Raw genomic sequence first — 17,054 nt, 5'->3', positions numbered from 1 at the left:
TCTATTAGCTAATTACTAATGTTATGCTTGCAATCTTAAAGAAAGAACTGTACACCTTTTTCAATTCCTTAATAGCCTATGTTATCATAGGCTTCTTTTTAATTTTAATTGGATTATGGGTATGGGTATTCCCAGAAACCAATGTCTTAGATTCTGGCTATGCAGATTTATCATCGCTATTCCAAGTGGCACCTTATATACTAATGTTTCTAGCTCCAGCAATTACAATGAGTCTTTTTTCAGAAGAGTTTAAGTTAGGAACCTTAGAATTATTGTTAACTAGTCCACTTACAACCATACAGATTACTTTAGGTAAATATTTTGCTAGTCTAGTTATTGTAATTACTATTTTGCTACTTACTGCTACCTATGGATTCTCTATCTACTACTTAGCTATCCCTACTGGGAATATCGATATAGCAGCTTTAGTAGGTTCCTATATAGGACTATTATTTTTAGCTGCTCTTTTCTTATCCATAGGTTTAAGTGCCTCTGTCCTTACGAGAAACCAAATTGTGGCTTTTTTAATAGGTACCTTATTCTGCTTTTTATTATATCAAGGATTTGATGCTTGGAGTACTCTTAAAACATGGGAAAAATATTCTCTATGGATAGCTAAATTAGGTATACTCTACCACTATGAAGCTTTGAGCAGGGGAGTAATCGATCTGCGCGATGTGCTTTATTTTTGTAGTGCCAGTTGCATATCAGTCCTGTTTACTAACCTAATGCTAAAGAGAAGATAAAGATGAGATTTAGTAAGCATACTTATAAGAATAGATGGTTGATATTATTAACTTTTGTATCAGTTATAGGAATAGCTAATAAACTAGCTTATTATTTTCCTTTACGGGTAGATTTAACAGAGGATAAGCGCTATTCTCTACATTCCTCTACAAAAGCATTACTCAGTCGTTTAGAATCTGAGTTGCAAGTAAATATATATTTATCAGGAGATTTACCAAATGAATTTAAGCAATTACAGACTGGTGTAATTGCACTTTTAGAAGAATTTAAAGCTTATGCACGTTGCCCTGTTACTTGCCACGTAATAGACCTAAGCAAAGAACCTGCTGATAAGCGTAAAGAAATACTAAAGAAGTTGTTGGAAAAGAAAATAGAACCTACTAACCTTTATAGGCAAGCACATGGAAAACGAATAGAAAATCTAATTTATCCAGGTGCTATTCTCTCTTACCAGGGGAATGAAGTGGGTGTTATGATGTTGAAGGCTGATAAAATGACACCTACTAACAAGATGGTAAGCCAATCTATAGAAAATCTTGAATATGAATTTATCAGTTCGCTGGCTAAGTTAATTGATTATAAAAATGTAAAAATAGGCCTTATTAAAGGACATGGAGAACCCAATACCACTCAGTTACAAGGGCTATCACAAGCGCTAGGAGAATTGTATGAAGTTCATAACGTAATGCTTTCTCAAGTGTTTGAATTATCTAACTATGCCGCTTTATTGATCACTAAGCCTCAAGAGGGTTTTACAGAGTCTGAAAAGTACGTATTAGATCAGTATATTATGCAAGGGGGTAAGGTCTTATTTTTTTTAGATCGCTTGAAAATTAATATGGACAATCTAGCTAGTGGAAATTCAATTGCACTTCCGTTAGAGCTTAATTTAGATGACCAATTATTCAGGTATGGAGTAAGAATTAACCCAGACCTGATAAAAGACTTACAGGCTGGTGTCTATCCTATTATAGTTGGTAAAATGGGCAATCAGCCTCAACTCAAGCTTCTTCCTTGGCCTTTCTTTCCTATTATTAATAATTTCTCCGACCATTTAATAACTAAAAATATAAATGCTATATATACACAATTTATTAGTAGTATAGATATTGTGAAGGTGGAAGGTGTCATTCAAACTCCCCTTTTATATAGCTCTCCATATAGTCTTAAAGCGACTACTCCTGTGTATGTAGACCTAGAATCACTAAGAAGAGCACCTGATACAAACCTATATAAGCAAGGCCCTATTCCATTAGCTTGCCTATTAGAAGGTAAATTTAATTCATTGTATAAAAATAGGATGCTTCCTAAAGGCATAGATGCTACACAGTTTCTTGCTGTGAGCCAGCCTACTAAAATACTTGTTGTAGCAAGTGGCAGTATTGTACTCAATGCTGTTTCCCCAAAAGATCAGCAAGCGTTACCATGGGGTTATGATCCATTTTTGCAACAAAGCTTTGCTAATCAAGACTTTGTGTTGGGTGTACTTGCTTATATGTTAGAAGAATCAGGGGTTATTAATGCCAAGCGTAAAACAGTTAAACTGCGTCTTTTAGACAATTTAAAAGTAACTAGAGAAAGGTTGTATTGGCAGTTGTTAAATATAGTTACACCTATTTTTATGTTGGTGCTTATGGGAATACTTTGGCATATAGTCCGAAGAAAAAGATATAGGGTAAAAATTTAGTTTTTGTTTTGGGTAAACATCGGCAGTGTTGCAAATAGAAAAAGAAGTTAAGGTTGTGAGGTGAGAGAAGGATTGATTAGAGGGCTTAAAGAGCTAATAAATTATGGGTGATAATATTAATTTCTCCCAAAATACCTTGTCCATATTTCCATGCATCAAAACGCCCCTTCTTAAAGATGCACATTAGCTCAAAGCCTTTTATAGTAGCAAAGGCTGTCTTCATGGATTTAAAGCCTAATGTTGGATCAATTAATCGCTTAAGCTTACCATGGTCCGATTCTATTAGATTATTGAGATATTTGACTTGCCGGTGTTCTAAATCTGGAGGACATTTACCGGCTAGTTTTAGCTCATTTATGGCCTTACCGTAGGCAGGGTTTTTATCAGTATTGATAGTTTTAGGTCTACAATATGCAGGAATAGAACTTAACGCTTTACTTAAGAACCTCTTAGCTGCATTACTATTTCTGGTAGTGGATAGAAAAAAATCTATGGTATTACCTGCTTGATCTAATGCTCTATAAAGGTATATCCATTTACCCTTCACTTTAATATAAGTTTCATCTACACGCCAGCTATAGCCCCGAGTAGGCTTCCAATACCATTTGAGTTTATCTAATATCTTGGGGGCGTAGAACTGAACCCACCTATAAATGGTGCAATGATCTACTTGAATCCCTCTTTCAGAGAGCATTTCTTCTAAATCATGATAGCTTATTCCATACTTGCAATACCATCTTACTGCCCATATGATTATATCGTATTTGAAGTGGCGTCTTTTAAAGATGCTCATTTCCTTACTTTCTGGTTAACTCAATACAATTTACCCCTCTTAATTACTATTTGTAACAGTGCCAATATTAATGATTATCTCTTAGCCAAGACTTCTAAGCTAAGTTTTTTAAGCTCACTTGCAATAGGTTCCAAACCTAACTTTTCAGCAAGTCCTACAAAGAAATTTAATGTTTCATTTGCTATATGCTTCTGCTTAGCCAGGGAAGAGTGGCCACTGATGGTGCGCATGTTATGTAGCCTATCTGCTAGTTTTACGTAGGCAGCACGTTCATCTTCATACTCCATGAGTCTATAAACATTCTCATGATCTGCTAAGCTTATCCTGCGTAAATTATCTTCTAGGTTAGTTACTTTTTTTACTATAAATGCTACCTGTTCTCCAAATATAGCTTCAATCTGCACCAGCGAAAGACTTGTATCTTCAACTGTGTCATGAAGTAGCGCTGCTACCACTGCATCTTGATCCTTACAATATTCTAATAAGATTAGAGCGACAGCTATGGGATGGGTAAAAAAAGGCTCGCCTGATTTACGCTTAACACCGGCGTGGTATCTTTTAATAGTTTTTAATGCTTTAGCTATAGTTTTTGTATCTATTTTGATAGCCTTGATCTTATCTAATAGCTCATTTTCTAGTTTTATAGCGAGCGGATGTTTCATTTCCGCTTCATCGACTGCTACAGGTTCCCTTAATAACTCCATCACTTTACCTCTTACTTCTCTTACGTTGGCTGGAAGTACATATACTTGGGTTTGCTCGTTATCCAATTCTGCGTATCCATAATGAGCATGAATAATACGAGCATTTTCTATTAGTTTACCTTTTTTTGTATGTTGACTCATCAAAGGCAGCTGCTCAAGTAAGTAAATATCTTTTTTGTTAGCAGTGTCTTTTTCTATGGTAATGGTAAATCTTAAGGCTGCTAATTGCCTGGTGTAATCTTTAATATAATCTATCTTATAGCCTAGCTTAACGTCTTCTACTACTACATGAATAGGCTGGTTGTTTGCATTATGTTGGTGTACATGTAGGATACCATTTACCAGCAGTTGTTTTAATTTTACTCTATCTGCATCAATAATTTCTTGGCGAGTATCTACACTCGTTATCAGCTGGGGAAGAGATAATAAGTTCATGAGTTTAATGGTTTCTTTTACCTCTAATAAAAGCTGGTCTAATTTTATCTGAGCTACTTCCAATCGGATGTAATCCGTCATACGGTAGATAATCTGCTCTATATAAGCCGCCGTTAATGCTTTCTCGTCAGCATTGAGTTCCTTTAAAACCTCACCTCCATAAGCTAAAATTTGTGCTAGCTCATTGTTTTTTTCTTCATATAAACCTTCTAGGTAAATATTCTTGTTTTGCAAGGACTTTTTTTCTTGCTTAAACCTAAATATTGTAATTAGAAAACTACTTAATAAAAGAATGCTATAAATAACTTTGAATTCAGCTGTGCCATCTGTTCCACTACAATGTATATTGCCACAGTACATATATACAATTAAACACCCTATTAGGATACCGTATGTAGCAAGGAAGAGCATTAAAGGCCAAGAAAGTAGGAAAGCAGCCATGATTAAGTTAAGCATAAAGATCATTACTTGTACTTCGTGGAAACCGCTCATCAGCACTAAAATAGTGCCCACAACAAATAAAATATAGAATATCCCAAGAGGCCAAGCAAAGGTGATAAACTTTTTAGATTTAAAAGTGGGAGGCCAAGCAGGGTATGTTAAGAACCCAGCTGTTGCAATTAAAACAGAATGCGCTGCAAAGTTATAAAGCCCTTGATAAGAAGAAACTACTGTTTCTGATATGGTATAAAAAGAAGCATAGGTAGCACCTATCACATAAACGGCAAAGAGCGAATAAACAACTTCATAAGCCGGGAGGTTTTTTTGTAAGTAAGCATAAATATGGGGATGCTTAATGGTATATAGTAACTTGTTCCATGCTTCTCTACGGCTTTGTCTGGCTGCTAAAAGCGGACCTTTTTCCTTAATCCCTACCCATCCTCCTTGTTCTCTTAAAATATAATGGCTACTTATATAGACAACTAAGTTAGCTATTATACCAGGAATAAGGCTATCCATACCTGTATATCCAAAAAACTTTTTCCAGCCTACTACTGTTATAAAGCCTGCTGCCATTCCTATTAGGACTGCTCTAGTAGTACTTCTAAAACCAAAAATAGCTAGTAGAAGTGGTACAGTAACAATAGGCATATAAAAGCTGCCAGATAGGAGCAGCAGCTGAAGCAGATCTTTGGCATGGAGGGCTAGTAATAATCCGAAAACTCCTAAAATCAATGAGAAAGATCTAATAACAATAATAGATTCTTTCCAAGAAGGTTTAAATAGCTTAATAATATCATTAACGGCTAATACTGCAGAGGAATTTAAATAGGAATCTGCTGTAGACATAGCCATGGCTGTAATACCAACAGCAATAAGCCCTTTTAATCCTGGATAAGCATACGTTGTAATAATATAATTAACTAGTTTACTCGGTTCAAGATTAGGGCTATCTGATAAAAGTAAAATAGCAACCCAAGCTACTGCAATATTTACTAGGATAGTGCTTCCAGCTGCGTAGGTAAAAGATCTTTTTACTTGTTCAAGATCTCTAGCAATTGTTACCCGCTGAAAGATAGCAGGGGCCATGCCAGGAATTAAAAAATAAAGCATTAGCCCTATTGAACTTATAAATTTGGGGTTCCATCCTATTGTTTGTTCTAAACTAAAAATAGGGTTGGTAGTTAGAGTAGAAAGAACTTGACCAGGATTTTTAATATGATTCCAAACTATCAGGCCTAATATAGGAATGAAAATAACAAAGGCAATAAACTGAAATAAGTCCGTAATAATAACTGAACGGATACCGCCAAAAGCTGAATAAAGAATAACAATGGACGCAGCTGCAATAATAGCCCAAGTCTCTTCAATGCCAAAAAGAAGATTCAACATTTTAGCAATCACCTGAAATTGAATAGCTATTGAACCTATGGACTTTAATATCCCACTAATAGCAGTAATAACTCGTACTATGGGCCCATAGAGATCCCCCATGGCTTCAGCTACTGACAAGTTATTTAAGAATTCTCCCATTCTAATAGCGAGGACTTGTCCGGTAAAAAGTAAACATAAAGTTGATCCTAAAAGGGGTATAACAAATTGTAGGCCATCCTTATAAATATTCTGTAGGCCATAAAACATAAATCCACCTCCAATCCAGGTAGCTACAATGGTGGAAGTTACTGTGGCTGTAGTAAAATCTTTATTCCCTATAGAGAAATCTCGTAAACTTCTTACACGCCGCCCAGCCATTAATCCTACTGTTAAGTTAACAAGTAAAAATGTCGTGAATAAAATGATATCAAGATATTCTTTTCGCATAAAATGTATGTTTATAGGGTAGCTTATTTTAATAAAAACATTTTATAATTTCTTCATTCCTCTTTAGGATTATCATTCAAAATCTATAAGATTATTCAATTTCATATGTTGTAAATTCACTTTTTAATGATTTTTACATAAGCCCTCCAATCAATCCTTCTCTCACCTCACAACCTTAGCTTCTCTTTCTATTTGCAACAGTGCCTTTTTAATGCTGATTTTTAAAATGTCGATGCAAAGGTTTCTTTACACTTACTAGGTTAATTACCAAATTTTCTAAAATTCAATATCAATATAATCTATTTCCCAATTAGCTACGATGGCCAGCTCATGAGGGTAAAAAATAACTGGGTTAGGAGGTATGGATTGGTTAATATTACCAAAAGACCATTTACCATCCTTTTCACTAAGTATTAAGACACGTATTTTGTAGTTACCAGGTAATACATTTTTAAATACATAATCTGTTTTGTTACGAATTTCTGCTACTACTTCATAATTTGTATTGAGCAGTTGCACAATAAAACCAGGAGCATATGTAGTAATCCTTCCCTTAATAGTACCGCATTCTTGTGGATTCTTAACAAGATACTTATAATTGGCTGCATCATTAAGTTCCTTTTCTACAGATGTAAAAACGCCCTTGGGTATATATAACTCTATGCTCGGTGATTTGTCACTTTCTAGCTTAACTTCTCCAGTAGGATGTAACCAGTTATTTAAATCAAAGTCTTTTTGAATCGTAATGGAATCTCTATTGGGATGTATTATAATTTCTTCAGGAGTTAGCTGCAGTGTATCTGCTTGGTTAACTATAAGAAATAAATTATCTGTCCGTATACTTTTGATAGGTTTATTAGTCGATATATGCACTTGAAAGGGTGTGGTATCTACTTTAGTACCTGTGGTAGGCTGTATCGTACATTTAAATTTTTCTTTCTCAATAACTCTATCTCTAAAGTGTATGCTGACATTCTTCTCTATGTTATTGCCCATTATATCTTGGGCTGTTAGCTTAGCCTCTAACATATCATCTTCCAATAACCCTAGTGTATTATATACCCTAATAGTGTGTCCATTTTCTATTAAATGGCTATATAACTGTGCCTCTTTAAATCTTTTGGACCGATTAGCCAATTCAATGTTATATGTTGTAAGTCGTTTACTAAAATTGATCTCAAAGTATTGGCCCTGTGGTTGGCTGTTTTGCAGTTTGAACTCAGTTACATCAGCTTCTAAAAATGGGTAAGTTTAGATTTTCTATTGGCTCTGAGAGTTCTAGTATTGCTGGTAAAAATCCATAAGGATCTTTGCTGGCATCCAAAATAAGCTTACTCTCCTTGCTGTAGCCTGCACATATTTTGTATCTACCTTGTTTAATATGTTCTATTTTAAATTCTCCATTCTGGTTCGTTTTAGTGAAATAATCTGGAGTGCTATTTAAAATATGTAAGGTATCTGACTCATTAATTTTATATATACATACCAATGCATCAGTTGCTGGTTGGTTAGTCATGAGATACCGTATATGGCCCGCTACATATATAGAATCTACATAGTCGCCTGTACTAAAAGTAAGTGTAGGATTCTCCGCAGGTGTATGCTCTTTTGTATCGCATATAGCATCTTTAAAGTTAAAAGTATAGGTGGTTTCTTCTTCTAACGGTGCTTCTAATTCAAGCTCTACCACATTACCTCTTACTTTAGCTACATAACTAGGTCTATCTTCTAAGCGGGCTAGTTTAGGTGTAATAATAAGCCTATTGTAGATATCTTGAATCTCAATTTCTTTGTCAAAAGTTAATTTTAGTTTTTTGTCTTTAAAACTAGTACTTCCATGTAAGGGATAAGTACTAATTAATTGGGGAGGTATAGTGTCTTTTGGTCCACCTTCTAGTTCTTCTATTTGCGCGCATCTAGTAGTAAGTAATAAAATGATAATTGGACTTAGAATTGTTAGAAGCGGCAGACATTTATATAATTGATTTATATAACGACGAAGTAAGCTGAAAATATTTATCCTTATTTTTTCTTGTTTATTCATTACGTTTAAGACTATACTGGTGGGTAAATTTACTACACTTAAATGTAAAAATATATAAAATGCTATATGCTAGACAAAAGAATCAACAGTAGACCCGCTGCGAAACGATTTTTGATATACAAAAAACAGCCAATAAATGCTCTAAAGGGCGAAAAAATAATGGGGTTTTTTGTTTCGCAGCGGGTCTAGTAAATGATATATTCTATTATTGGCAACTTGTTCAAAAATAGAGTGTATCAATTTTATGTCATAAATAATCTGTAAATATAGCTTTTAAGAGTAACTAGCTTGGCTCAAAATAATAGAAAGTTGTAATTGAAATGTTATAGAGTTGCAATAGTAAAAAAAAAGCACTAAAATTACGCAGGTTTATTTTGCCGTACGTCAAAAACCAATTTAGTGACAGATATAGTAGGGTAGCCTATAACACAAAAAAAGAATATTTAAATAAAAATTCTATCTATGCATATGAAAAATCTTATTCGAATTGCAGCACTTATTTTAATGCTTCTTGCGCTATGGGCTTATTTGAAAAGCAAGAAAGACTCCTCACCTAAAGTAACAGAAAAAGTATTGTATACAGCTAATGAGGCACAGATTAAAACATTAGATCCTGCCCAAGCTGAAGACCATTATTCTAATAGAGAAGTAGCTAAAGTTTATGAAGGTCTGTTAGAATTTCATTACCTTAAAAAGCCATTCGAGCTAACTCCTAATCTAGCGGAAGAAATGCCTGAAGTGTCAGCAGACCAGCTGGTTTATACCTTTAAAATTAGACGAGGTGTAAAGTTTCATGACAACCCTTGCTTTCCTAATGGTAAAGGGAGAGAACTGACGGCGCATGATTTTGTATATTCTTTTAAAAGGTTAGCTGATCCTAAGCTTCAAGCAAAGAACTTTTGGCTAATCAATAACAATCTAAAGGAAGTTAATGCATGGAGAGAAAGATATGCCGATGCTATACAGGCCAATTATGACGAAGAAATAGAGGGAGTAAAAGCTATAGACCGCTATACACTGCAGTTCACTTTAACAAGACCTAATCCACAATTTCTATACTTTTTAGGTATGTCGGGATGTTACGTGGTTCCTCGTGAAGCAGTAGAGCATTATGGTATGGAGTTTACTAATCATCCTGTAGGAACAGGAGCTTTTATGTTAGAAGCTTTTAATCCACAAGATAGTAAGCTAGTATACCGCAAAAACCCTACTTTTAGAGATAAACGTTTCCCTAGTGAATCTATAGAAGAATATAAACATATGCTAGCTTATGCTGGGAAGCAGTTGCCTTTTGTAGACAAAATAGTTACTTATATCCTTACTGAGGCACAACCTAAATGGCTTAAATTTAAAAAGGGTGATTTAGATATAATTGATATTACTAAAGATAAAATTGCCTTAGATGTAGTGCGAAACGGTGAGTTAATTCCTGATCTTAAAGAAAAAGGCATTAACCTATATAGCGTAGCTGAATTAAGTACTACTTATGTTGTTATGAACTGTGCTAATCCTTTATTTAAAGATAATCTTAAGCTTCGGCAAGCTATGGCATTAGCATTTGACAAAGAAGGTTATAATAAATTGTTTCATAATAATACAGCAGTAGTAGCACAATCAACTGTTCCTCCTGGGCTAGCTGGCTACAGAGAAGATTATATAAATCCTTATGGTATCTATGATATTGAAAAAGCTAAACAATATTTAGCAGAGGCAGGTTATCCTGAAGGCAAAGGATTGCCTGAGCTTACACTAGATGCGGGGCCTGATGCCGAACTAAGATTAAAAGGAGAATTTTTTCAGAAATGCATGGCTAAAATAGGCGTACGTATTAAAGTAGTCGGAAATATTTTTCCAGAATTAATAAAAAAAATTAATAATCAAGCTACCATGCTACATAGTATTTCTTGGAGTGCAGATTACCCAGACGCACAAAATTTCTTCATGCTCCTGTATGGTCCTTACCAACCAGGTGGCATTGGATCTAATTTAAACGACTCTGCTTATGATGCTTTATATGAAAAGGCTGTAGCTATGCTAGATTCTCCTGAAAGAACTAGGCTTTATGAACAGCTTAATGAAATGATAGCTGAAAAGACACCTTTTATTTGTACTGTACATTTTCCCCATACTGGTTTGCAGCATGGGTGGGTCAAGAACTACTGTTGGTCTAACTTCCATTATGGCACAGAACAATATTTTGATATAGATTTAGAACAAAAAAACAATTAGCTTCTAAGTTATAATAAAGGGAAAACTGATTCTATATGATGGCATATCTTGTTAAAGGCATCATTTTGTAGATAACTTAGAAATGCTTTAAAAAAACATTAGCCATCTTACTTATATGAGTAAGATGGCTATAATTGCGAGCAGGCTATCCATTATCTTATAGTCGTTAACTATGTAAAAACTTATTAAAGATGTGACAACTTGTTGGTTGTTATAGGGGTATGGATTTATATAAAATATAGGCAGCGCACAAGCTTAGTAAAGTTGTTGGTAACTGCTAATATCATGCAGCACTTAAGTTTATCTTCTACTCAAAAGCCAAGATTATGAGTTGACTGTTATATTATCTGATGTATATAAAAAAGCTGTAGTTGTATTAATTGAACTTGCTAAAATTTCGCTTGATAAGTAATTAAATATAATAGTAGCTATGGGAAAAGTGCTTATGGTGAATGTTATCGAGTGTATTTACTCATCTCATTTTCCTTAAGAATGGGTAAAAATTTGTCCCCATACACTATGTGCTAGCAGTATAGGAAAGAAGTATATATTAGGTTAGTACAAAAATTAAAATTTGTTTCCTAAGCTACAATAATAACCAAATATTCATGGGCATATATAATTATATTATTAGACGTTTGCTATATGTTATACCTATACTGTTGGGTGTATGTTTGCTTGTCTTTTTAATGTTTAATATAGTAGCAGGTGACCCTACAGCTGTATTATTGGGGAAGCATGCTACTGCCAAACAGATGGCAGAATTACGACATGAATTAGGATTAGATAAGCATTGGTTTATGCAGTACATAGATATTGTAAAATCTGCTTTTAGCTTGGATTTTGGAAGATCATGGGCTAGCCGACAACAAATTATACCTATGATTAAGGCTGGTACTTGTGTTTCTCTTACGCTAGTAGTCCCATCTATACTCATTACAAATGCCTTAGCTATATCCATGGCTTTAGTGGCAGCTTTTTTCAGAGGTAGAGCGCTAGATAGGGGATTAGTATTGTTGAGCATTATTATGATGAGTATTTCTGGCTTGGCTTATATCTTGTTTAGCCAGTGGTTTTTTGCTTATAAGTTAGGGTGGTTTGAAATAGCGGGTTATGAGCATGGTTTCCCAGCTTGTATACCTTATATTGCATTGCCTTGCTTTATATTGGTACTCTTGAGTGTTGGCTCTGATCTAAGGTTCTATAGAACGGTAATTTTAGATGAAATGTACCAAGATTATGTACGCACGGCTCGTGCTAAAGGATTACCAGAAGGCCTAGTACTTTTTAAGCATGTACTTAAAAATGTCATGATACCTATTATAACTAATTTAATTACGCAACTTCCTTCTTGGCTATTAGGTACTTTGCTAGTAGAAAGTTTTTTCGGTATACCAGGCTTAGGAGGAATTACCATTAATGCTATTAATAATGCTGATTTCCCTGTAATAAAGGCTATTACTATACTTTCAGCAATATTCTATGTTATTTTTAATGTAATCACAGATATACTATATACTGTGGTTGATCCTCGCATCAAATTATCTTAACCAATCAACATTGAACATGAACCAAACCTTGACACAATCTATTTGGTTAGAAACCCTTCGTAGAATGGCTAAAAGTAAGCTTACTACAGCAGCTTTAATCATTGTGTTAATTTATGCTGTAGTGGCACTGCTAGCATACTGTGGTATTATAGCCGCAAACTGGAGCCAGGAAGTGGGAACTTCCTATGAAGCACCTAATATTCAACATTGGTTTGGTACAGATATTTTTGGGAGAAGTGTTTTAAGAAAAATCATCAAGGGAGCACAAGTTGCTATGAATGTTGGGTTTGTAGTAAGTATGATAGCTATTTTAATTGGCGTAGTATTAGGAGCTATAGGGGGTTACTTTGGTGGGGTAGTAGATGAAATGATTGTTTGGTTATGTAGTACCATGGCCTCAATTCCAAATATCATGCTCCTTATATCGCTTACTTTTATTTTAGGAAAAGGAATTCTCGCTATATATATAGCTTTGGGCATGACTAACTGGGTGGAACTTTGTCGCTTGATTAGAGGAGAAGTAATCAAACATAAGGATAGGGAGTATGTACAGGCAGCCACTGCAATTGGTGCTAGCCATGTTAGTAAGTTATGGTGGCATATTTTACCTAATGTCCTTCATATAGTTATTATCCAGTTCTCAGGTATATTTCAGATTGCCATTAAATCAGAGGTAATCCTTTCATATTTAGGATTAGGAGTACAGAATAGCCCTAGTTGGGGTGTAATGATTAATGATGCTAAAGTAGAGCTTATGCAAGGTGTTTGGTGGGAAATTGCTTTTGCTACTGTAGCCATGTTTCTAATAGTGCTAGCTTTTAATATCCTTAGCGATGCACTACGAGATGCGTTAGACCCTAAACTAAGAGGAAAATAAGTCATGTTTGAAAGAATTTTAACTGTAAAAAATTTAGTTACCCAGTTCAATACTGAACAAGGATTGATAAAACCTGTCAATGATGTCTCTTTTGAGATATATAAGGGTAAAACATTAGGTATTGTAGGAGAGTCAGGATCCGGTAAGTCCATGACTGCACTTTCTATCATGCGCCTGATTGCTCCGCCTATAGGTAAAATCGTTGGGGGCAATATCTTTTTTGAAGATAAAGATTTATTGCAACTGTCAGATAAAGAAATGCGTGCTATAAGGGGAAATAAGATAGGTATGATTTTTCAAGAGCCTATGACCTCTCTTAATCCAGTATTTACTGTTGGATATCAGATCAAAGAAGCTTTAACCCTTCATCAGAGAATGTCTTTTAAAGATGCAAAAGAACAGACTATAGAGCTTTTGAAGCTAGTGGGTATTCCAGCTCCTGAGAAAAGAATATATGAGTATCCACATCAACTGTCTGGTGGAATGCGACAGAGAATTATGATAGCTATGGCTTTGTCTAGTAAGCCGTCTGTATTAATTGCAGATGAGCCTACGACAGCTTTAGATGTAACCATACAAGCTCAAATATTAGAATTAATGGTTAATCTGCAAGAAGAACTTAACATGGGTATTATATTAATCACTCATGATTTAGGAGTAGTAGCTGAGATGTGTCATGAAGTAGCTGTTATGTATGGTGGCAGAATAGTAGAACAGGCATCTGTACAGGATTTATTTTCTTGTCCTAAACATCCTTACACACGAGGGCTACTAGCATCCATCCCTTCATTAGAGGTTGGGAAAGATCATACGCAGCGCCGTTTAGAAACCATTAAGGGTACCGTACCTGCTTTAAACAAACTTCCTTTAGGCTGCAGTTTTCAAGACCGTTGTTACAACGTCCAGGCAGACTGTAAAGGAGAAAAAGGTACTCCTCCTTTAGAAGAAAAAGCTCCAGCTCATCTGGCTGCTTGTTTTCATCCTTTAAACGATATTGCATCTAAATAGGTACTATTATGTTAGCATCTGAAAATGAGATTTTATTAGAAGTTAAGAACTTATCTAAATATTTCCCTATAAGGGGTGGTATACTTAACAAGCCAGTAGGGGCAGTACATGCGGTAGATAATGTAAGCTTTAGTATTAAAAGGGGTGAAACATTAGGGCTTGTAGGAGAGTCTGGGTGTGGTAAATCAACGCTAGGGAAAACATTGCTTAGGTTAATAGAGCCTAGTGCAGGGCAAATTATTTTTGATGGTGTAGATATTACCCAGCTTAATACAAGGGATATGCGGGCTATAAGGCAAAAGATACAGCTTATATTTCAGGACCCTTATGCTTCACTGAACCCTAGAATGACTGTTAATGCCATTCTTACAGAACCACTTAAAATTCATGGGTTATATACTACGCTTGAAGAAAAAAATAAACGGCTGTATGAGCTATTAGATTATGTGCAATTACCTAAAGAAGCACTTAACAAATATCCACATGAGTTTTCCGGTGGCCAGCGTCAGCGTATCTGTATAGCACGAGCATTAGCTGTAAAACCGCAATTTATTGTTTGTGATGAATCAGTATCTGCCTTAGATGTATCCATACAAGCACAGGTTATTAACCTCCTAATGGATTTACAACAAGAGTTAGGGCTTACCTACCTTTTTATAGCACATGACCTTAAGGTAGTAGAGTTTATCTCTCATCAAGTGGCAGTAATGTACTTAGGGAAAATCGTAGAAAAGGCAGTAGCTGAAGATATATACAGGAATCCTAAACATCCTTATACAAAAGCCTTACTTTCTGCTATTCCTATTCCAGACCCCAACCATAGAAAAGAACGCATTATTTTAAAAGGAGATGTCCCTAGTCCTATTTCTCCTCCCACAGGTTGTCATTTTCATCCTAGGTGTTGGAAGGCTACTTCTATATGCCAAGAAGTATATCCAGAGAAAACTCATTTAAATGAACAGCATTGGTTTAGGTGCTATCATCCAGTAAAAGACAGCAATGGGTAAGCTTATGCTTAAATATAGTATTGGGGAATGTAATTTCTTAACTGCTAAGTTATAATAACTATCCATTCATAATATTTTTGGTATGTATACTAATTAATGGACAAGTATTTATAAGAGCTAAGATAACAGCTTTCTCATTTCTATTTTACTAATTAAAGTTATTTTAGCTAGAGAGTTGGCTAAGAGGTAATTTTTTAGGTTTTACTTTATCAAGGATTATCTAGACTATTACCTGGTTACACTTAAATAAACCTATGGATAAATTTTTGAGGTTTTACAAAATCTTCACTGATGCTTTGTAGATAATAAGCAAATACATCATATTTACATTAATACTCTTTTTCTTTTATCTCTACTCATGAAACGTGGCCTATTTTTTATTCTGTTTTTAGTACTTATAGATATATATTTCTATCAAGGATTAAAAATTATTACATCACCTCTACAGCCAAGTAGTAGGGTAATTATTTATACCTTATATGGAATTTTTGTTACGAGTACAATCGTAACTGTGCTGACTTATGGGTGGCTAAGATGGGGATTAAGAAACAATTTTGTGAAGTATAGGGTCATTCCAGCTTGGTTTATCAAATACATTACTAAGCTCTTTAGTGTTTCTTTCCTCTTTGTAGATGATATTGCCAGATCAGCTAGATGGTTGGTATATAAAATAGCTTACCTCTTTAATGATACAATAACAGATAGTGCGCTAATGCCTAGATCGGTTATGGTGACAAAAGCAGGTATGTTGGCCGCTACAGTGCCTCTAGTCACATTGAGCTATGGTATACTAGTAGGCGCACATGATTATAGGGTAAGAAGATTACGTATAAAATTACCGCATCTCCCTAATGCTTTTCACGGATTAAAGATTGGTCAGTTATCTGATATACACACAGGTAGCTTTTTTAACAAAAAGGCAGTAGCAGGTGGCGTGGATATGCTGCTACGTGAAAAGCCAGATGTGATTTTCTTTACCGGCGATCTGGTAAATGATACGGCCGATGAAGTGAAAGAGTATATTCCTATTTTTAGCAGGTTAAAAGCACCGTTAGGTATTTATTCTGTTTTGGGTAATCATGATTATGGAGACTATGTGCCTTGGCCTTCAATTACAGCTAAACAGAAGAATTTGCAAGATTTACGTAATGCGCATCAGCTAATGGGATGGACGCTGCTCATTAATGAGCATATTATACTTACAGAAGGGGCTGACAAATTGGCTATAATTGGGATAGAAAATTGGGGGCTACAATTTTCACAATATGGTAAATTAGTACAAGCATACCAGGGTACAGCAGACATCCCTGTAAAATTGTTATTATCCCATGATCCTAGCCACTGGGATGCGGAAGTACGACCAAAATTTAGTGATATAGACATTACCTTTGCAGGTCATACACATGGGTTTCAATTTGGTATTGAAATAGGCACATTTAAATGGAGCCCTGTACAATATCAATACAAACAATGGGCTGGATTATATCAGCAAGGTGCCCAGTATCTATATGTTAATAGAGGGTTTGGTTATTTAGGTTATCCAGGTAGAATCGGTATTTTACCTGAAATTACTATTGTAGAGCTTGTAAAGGAGTAAATCAGTGTTTAAAATCTATAAATTAATTGTAGGCTAACTGTGTTTTTTGTATTTCCATCTATCTCTTCTTGCCCACTACCTATAGAGGTTTCCTCTAAATGCCAAGTTATACTA

The 17,054-nt window shown here is 35.0% G+C and carries 12 protein-coding genes; 8 read left to right on the top strand and 4 right to left on the bottom strand.

What is annotated here, in order from left to right; translation table 11 throughout:
* Positions 1–23 precede the first annotated feature (23 nt).
* Complete coding sequence (locus AASI_RS01085; RefSeq protein ID WP_012472423.1) at positions 24–746, top strand: ABC transporter permease subunit; 723 nt, start codon at positions 24–26, stop codon at positions 744–746.
* Positions 747–748: 2 nt separating this feature from the next.
* Positions 749–2,434: a gliding motility-associated ABC transporter substrate-binding protein GldG gene (gene gldG, locus AASI_RS01080; RefSeq protein WP_012472422.1), complete on the top strand. Its 1,686-nt coding sequence runs from the start codon at positions 749–751 to the stop codon at positions 2,432–2,434.
* A gap of 85 nt (positions 2,435–2,519) precedes the next feature.
* Here gldG and AASI_RS01075 read toward each other — a convergent pair whose 3' ends face one another.
* The 4 genes from AASI_RS01075 to AASI_RS01060 form a co-directional block, all read right to left on the bottom strand.
* Positions 2,520–3,227: an IS6 family transposase gene (locus AASI_RS01075; protein ID WP_012472421.1), complete on the bottom strand. Its 708-nt coding sequence runs from the start codon at positions 3,225–3,227 to the stop codon at positions 2,520–2,522.
* Between the two features lie 74 nt (positions 3,228–3,301).
* The gene (locus tag AASI_RS01070; RefSeq protein WP_044282713.1) at positions 3,302–6,628 is read right to left on the bottom strand and encodes a sodium:solute symporter family transporter; all 3,327 of its coding nucleotides are present in this window, start codon (positions 6,626–6,628) and stop codon (positions 3,302–3,304) included.
* A gap of 276 nt (positions 6,629–6,904) precedes the next feature.
* On the bottom strand, positions 6,905–7,765 hold the full coding sequence (locus tag AASI_RS01065) for a hypothetical protein (protein ID WP_012472420.1): 861 nt from the start codon (positions 7,763–7,765) through the stop codon (positions 6,905–6,907).
* Between the two features lie 91 nt (positions 7,766–7,856).
* Complete coding sequence (locus tag AASI_RS01060; protein ID WP_012472417.1) at positions 7,857–8,672, bottom strand: Ig-like domain-containing protein; 816 nt, start codon at positions 8,670–8,672, stop codon at positions 7,857–7,859.
* 462 nt (positions 8,673–9,134) lie between these two features.
* Between AASI_RS01060 and AASI_RS01055 the strand changes: the two genes are divergently transcribed.
* The 6 genes from AASI_RS01055 (at position 9,135) to AASI_RS01030 (ending at position 16,940) form a co-directional block, all read left to right on the top strand.
* Complete coding sequence (locus AASI_RS01055; RefSeq protein WP_044282711.1) at positions 9,135–10,901, top strand: ABC transporter substrate-binding protein; 1,767 nt, start codon at positions 9,135–9,137, stop codon at positions 10,899–10,901.
* 608 nt (positions 10,902–11,509) lie between these two features.
* Positions 11,510–12,451: an ABC transporter permease gene (locus AASI_RS01050; RefSeq protein WP_012472415.1), complete on the top strand. Its 942-nt coding sequence runs from the start codon at positions 11,510–11,512 to the stop codon at positions 12,449–12,451.
* A gap of 16 nt (positions 12,452–12,467) precedes the next feature.
* On the top strand, positions 12,468–13,328 hold the full coding sequence (locus AASI_RS01045) for an ABC transporter permease (RefSeq protein ID WP_012472414.1): 861 nt from the start codon (positions 12,468–12,470) through the stop codon (positions 13,326–13,328).
* A gap of 3 nt (positions 13,329–13,331) precedes the next feature.
* Positions 13,332–14,336 carry an ABC transporter ATP-binding protein gene (locus AASI_RS01040; protein ID WP_012472413.1) on the top strand — a complete coding sequence of 335 codons (1,005 nt, stop codon included), beginning with the start codon at positions 13,332–13,334 and terminating at the stop codon, positions 14,334–14,336.
* 8 nt (positions 14,337–14,344) lie between these two features.
* The gene (locus AASI_RS01035) at positions 14,345–15,343 is read left to right on the top strand and encodes an ABC transporter ATP-binding protein (RefSeq protein WP_012472412.1); all 999 of its coding nucleotides are present in this window, start codon (positions 14,345–14,347) and stop codon (positions 15,341–15,343) included.
* Positions 15,344–15,701: 358 nt separating this feature from the next.
* Positions 15,702–16,940: a metallophosphoesterase gene (locus AASI_RS01030; protein WP_012472411.1), complete on the top strand. Its 1,239-nt coding sequence runs from the start codon at positions 15,702–15,704 to the stop codon at positions 16,938–16,940.
* Positions 16,941–17,054: the final 114 nt, after the last annotated feature.

This window comes from Candidatus Amoebophilus asiaticus 5a2, assembly GCF_000020565.1.
GTDB lineage: Bacteria > Bacteroidota > Bacteroidia > Cytophagales > Amoebophilaceae > Amoebophilus > Amoebophilus asiaticus.
The sequence above is the reverse complement of the archived record's forward strand: the minus strand, read 5'-3'. Positions and strand labels throughout refer to the sequence as shown.

Bases quoted from the DNA above. Each gene is read 5' to 3' on its own strand.
- AASI_RS01085 (WP_012472423.1), top strand. From the start codon at position 24: ATGCTTGCAATCTTAAAGAAAGAACTGTACACCTTTTTCAATTCCTTA.
- gldG (WP_012472422.1), top strand. From the start codon at position 749: ATGAGATTTAGTAAGCATACTTATAAGAATAGATGGTTGATATTATTA.
- AASI_RS01075 (WP_012472421.1), bottom strand. From the start codon at position 3,227: ATGAGCATCTTTAAAAGACGCCACTTCAAATACGATATAATCATATGG.
- AASI_RS01070 (WP_044282713.1), bottom strand. From the start codon at position 6,628: ATGCGAAAAGAATATCTTGATATCATTTTATTCACGACATTTTTACTT.
- AASI_RS01060 (WP_012472417.1), bottom strand. From the start codon at position 8,672: ATGAATAAACAAGAAAAAATAAGGATAAATATTTTCAGCTTACTTCGT.
- AASI_RS01055 (WP_044282711.1), top strand. From the start codon at position 9,135: ATGCATATGAAAAATCTTATTCGAATTGCAGCACTTATTTTAATGCTT.
- AASI_RS01050 (WP_012472415.1), top strand. From the start codon at position 11,510: ATGGGCATATATAATTATATTATTAGACGTTTGCTATATGTTATACCT.
- AASI_RS01045 (WP_012472414.1), top strand. From the start codon at position 12,468: ATGAACCAAACCTTGACACAATCTATTTGGTTAGAAACCCTTCGTAGA.
- AASI_RS01040 (WP_012472413.1), top strand. From the start codon at position 13,332: ATGTTTGAAAGAATTTTAACTGTAAAAAATTTAGTTACCCAGTTCAAT.
- AASI_RS01035 (WP_012472412.1), top strand. From the start codon at position 14,345: ATGTTAGCATCTGAAAATGAGATTTTATTAGAAGTTAAGAACTTATCT.
- AASI_RS01030 (WP_012472411.1), top strand. From the start codon at position 15,702: ATGAAACGTGGCCTATTTTTTATTCTGTTTTTAGTACTTATAGATATA.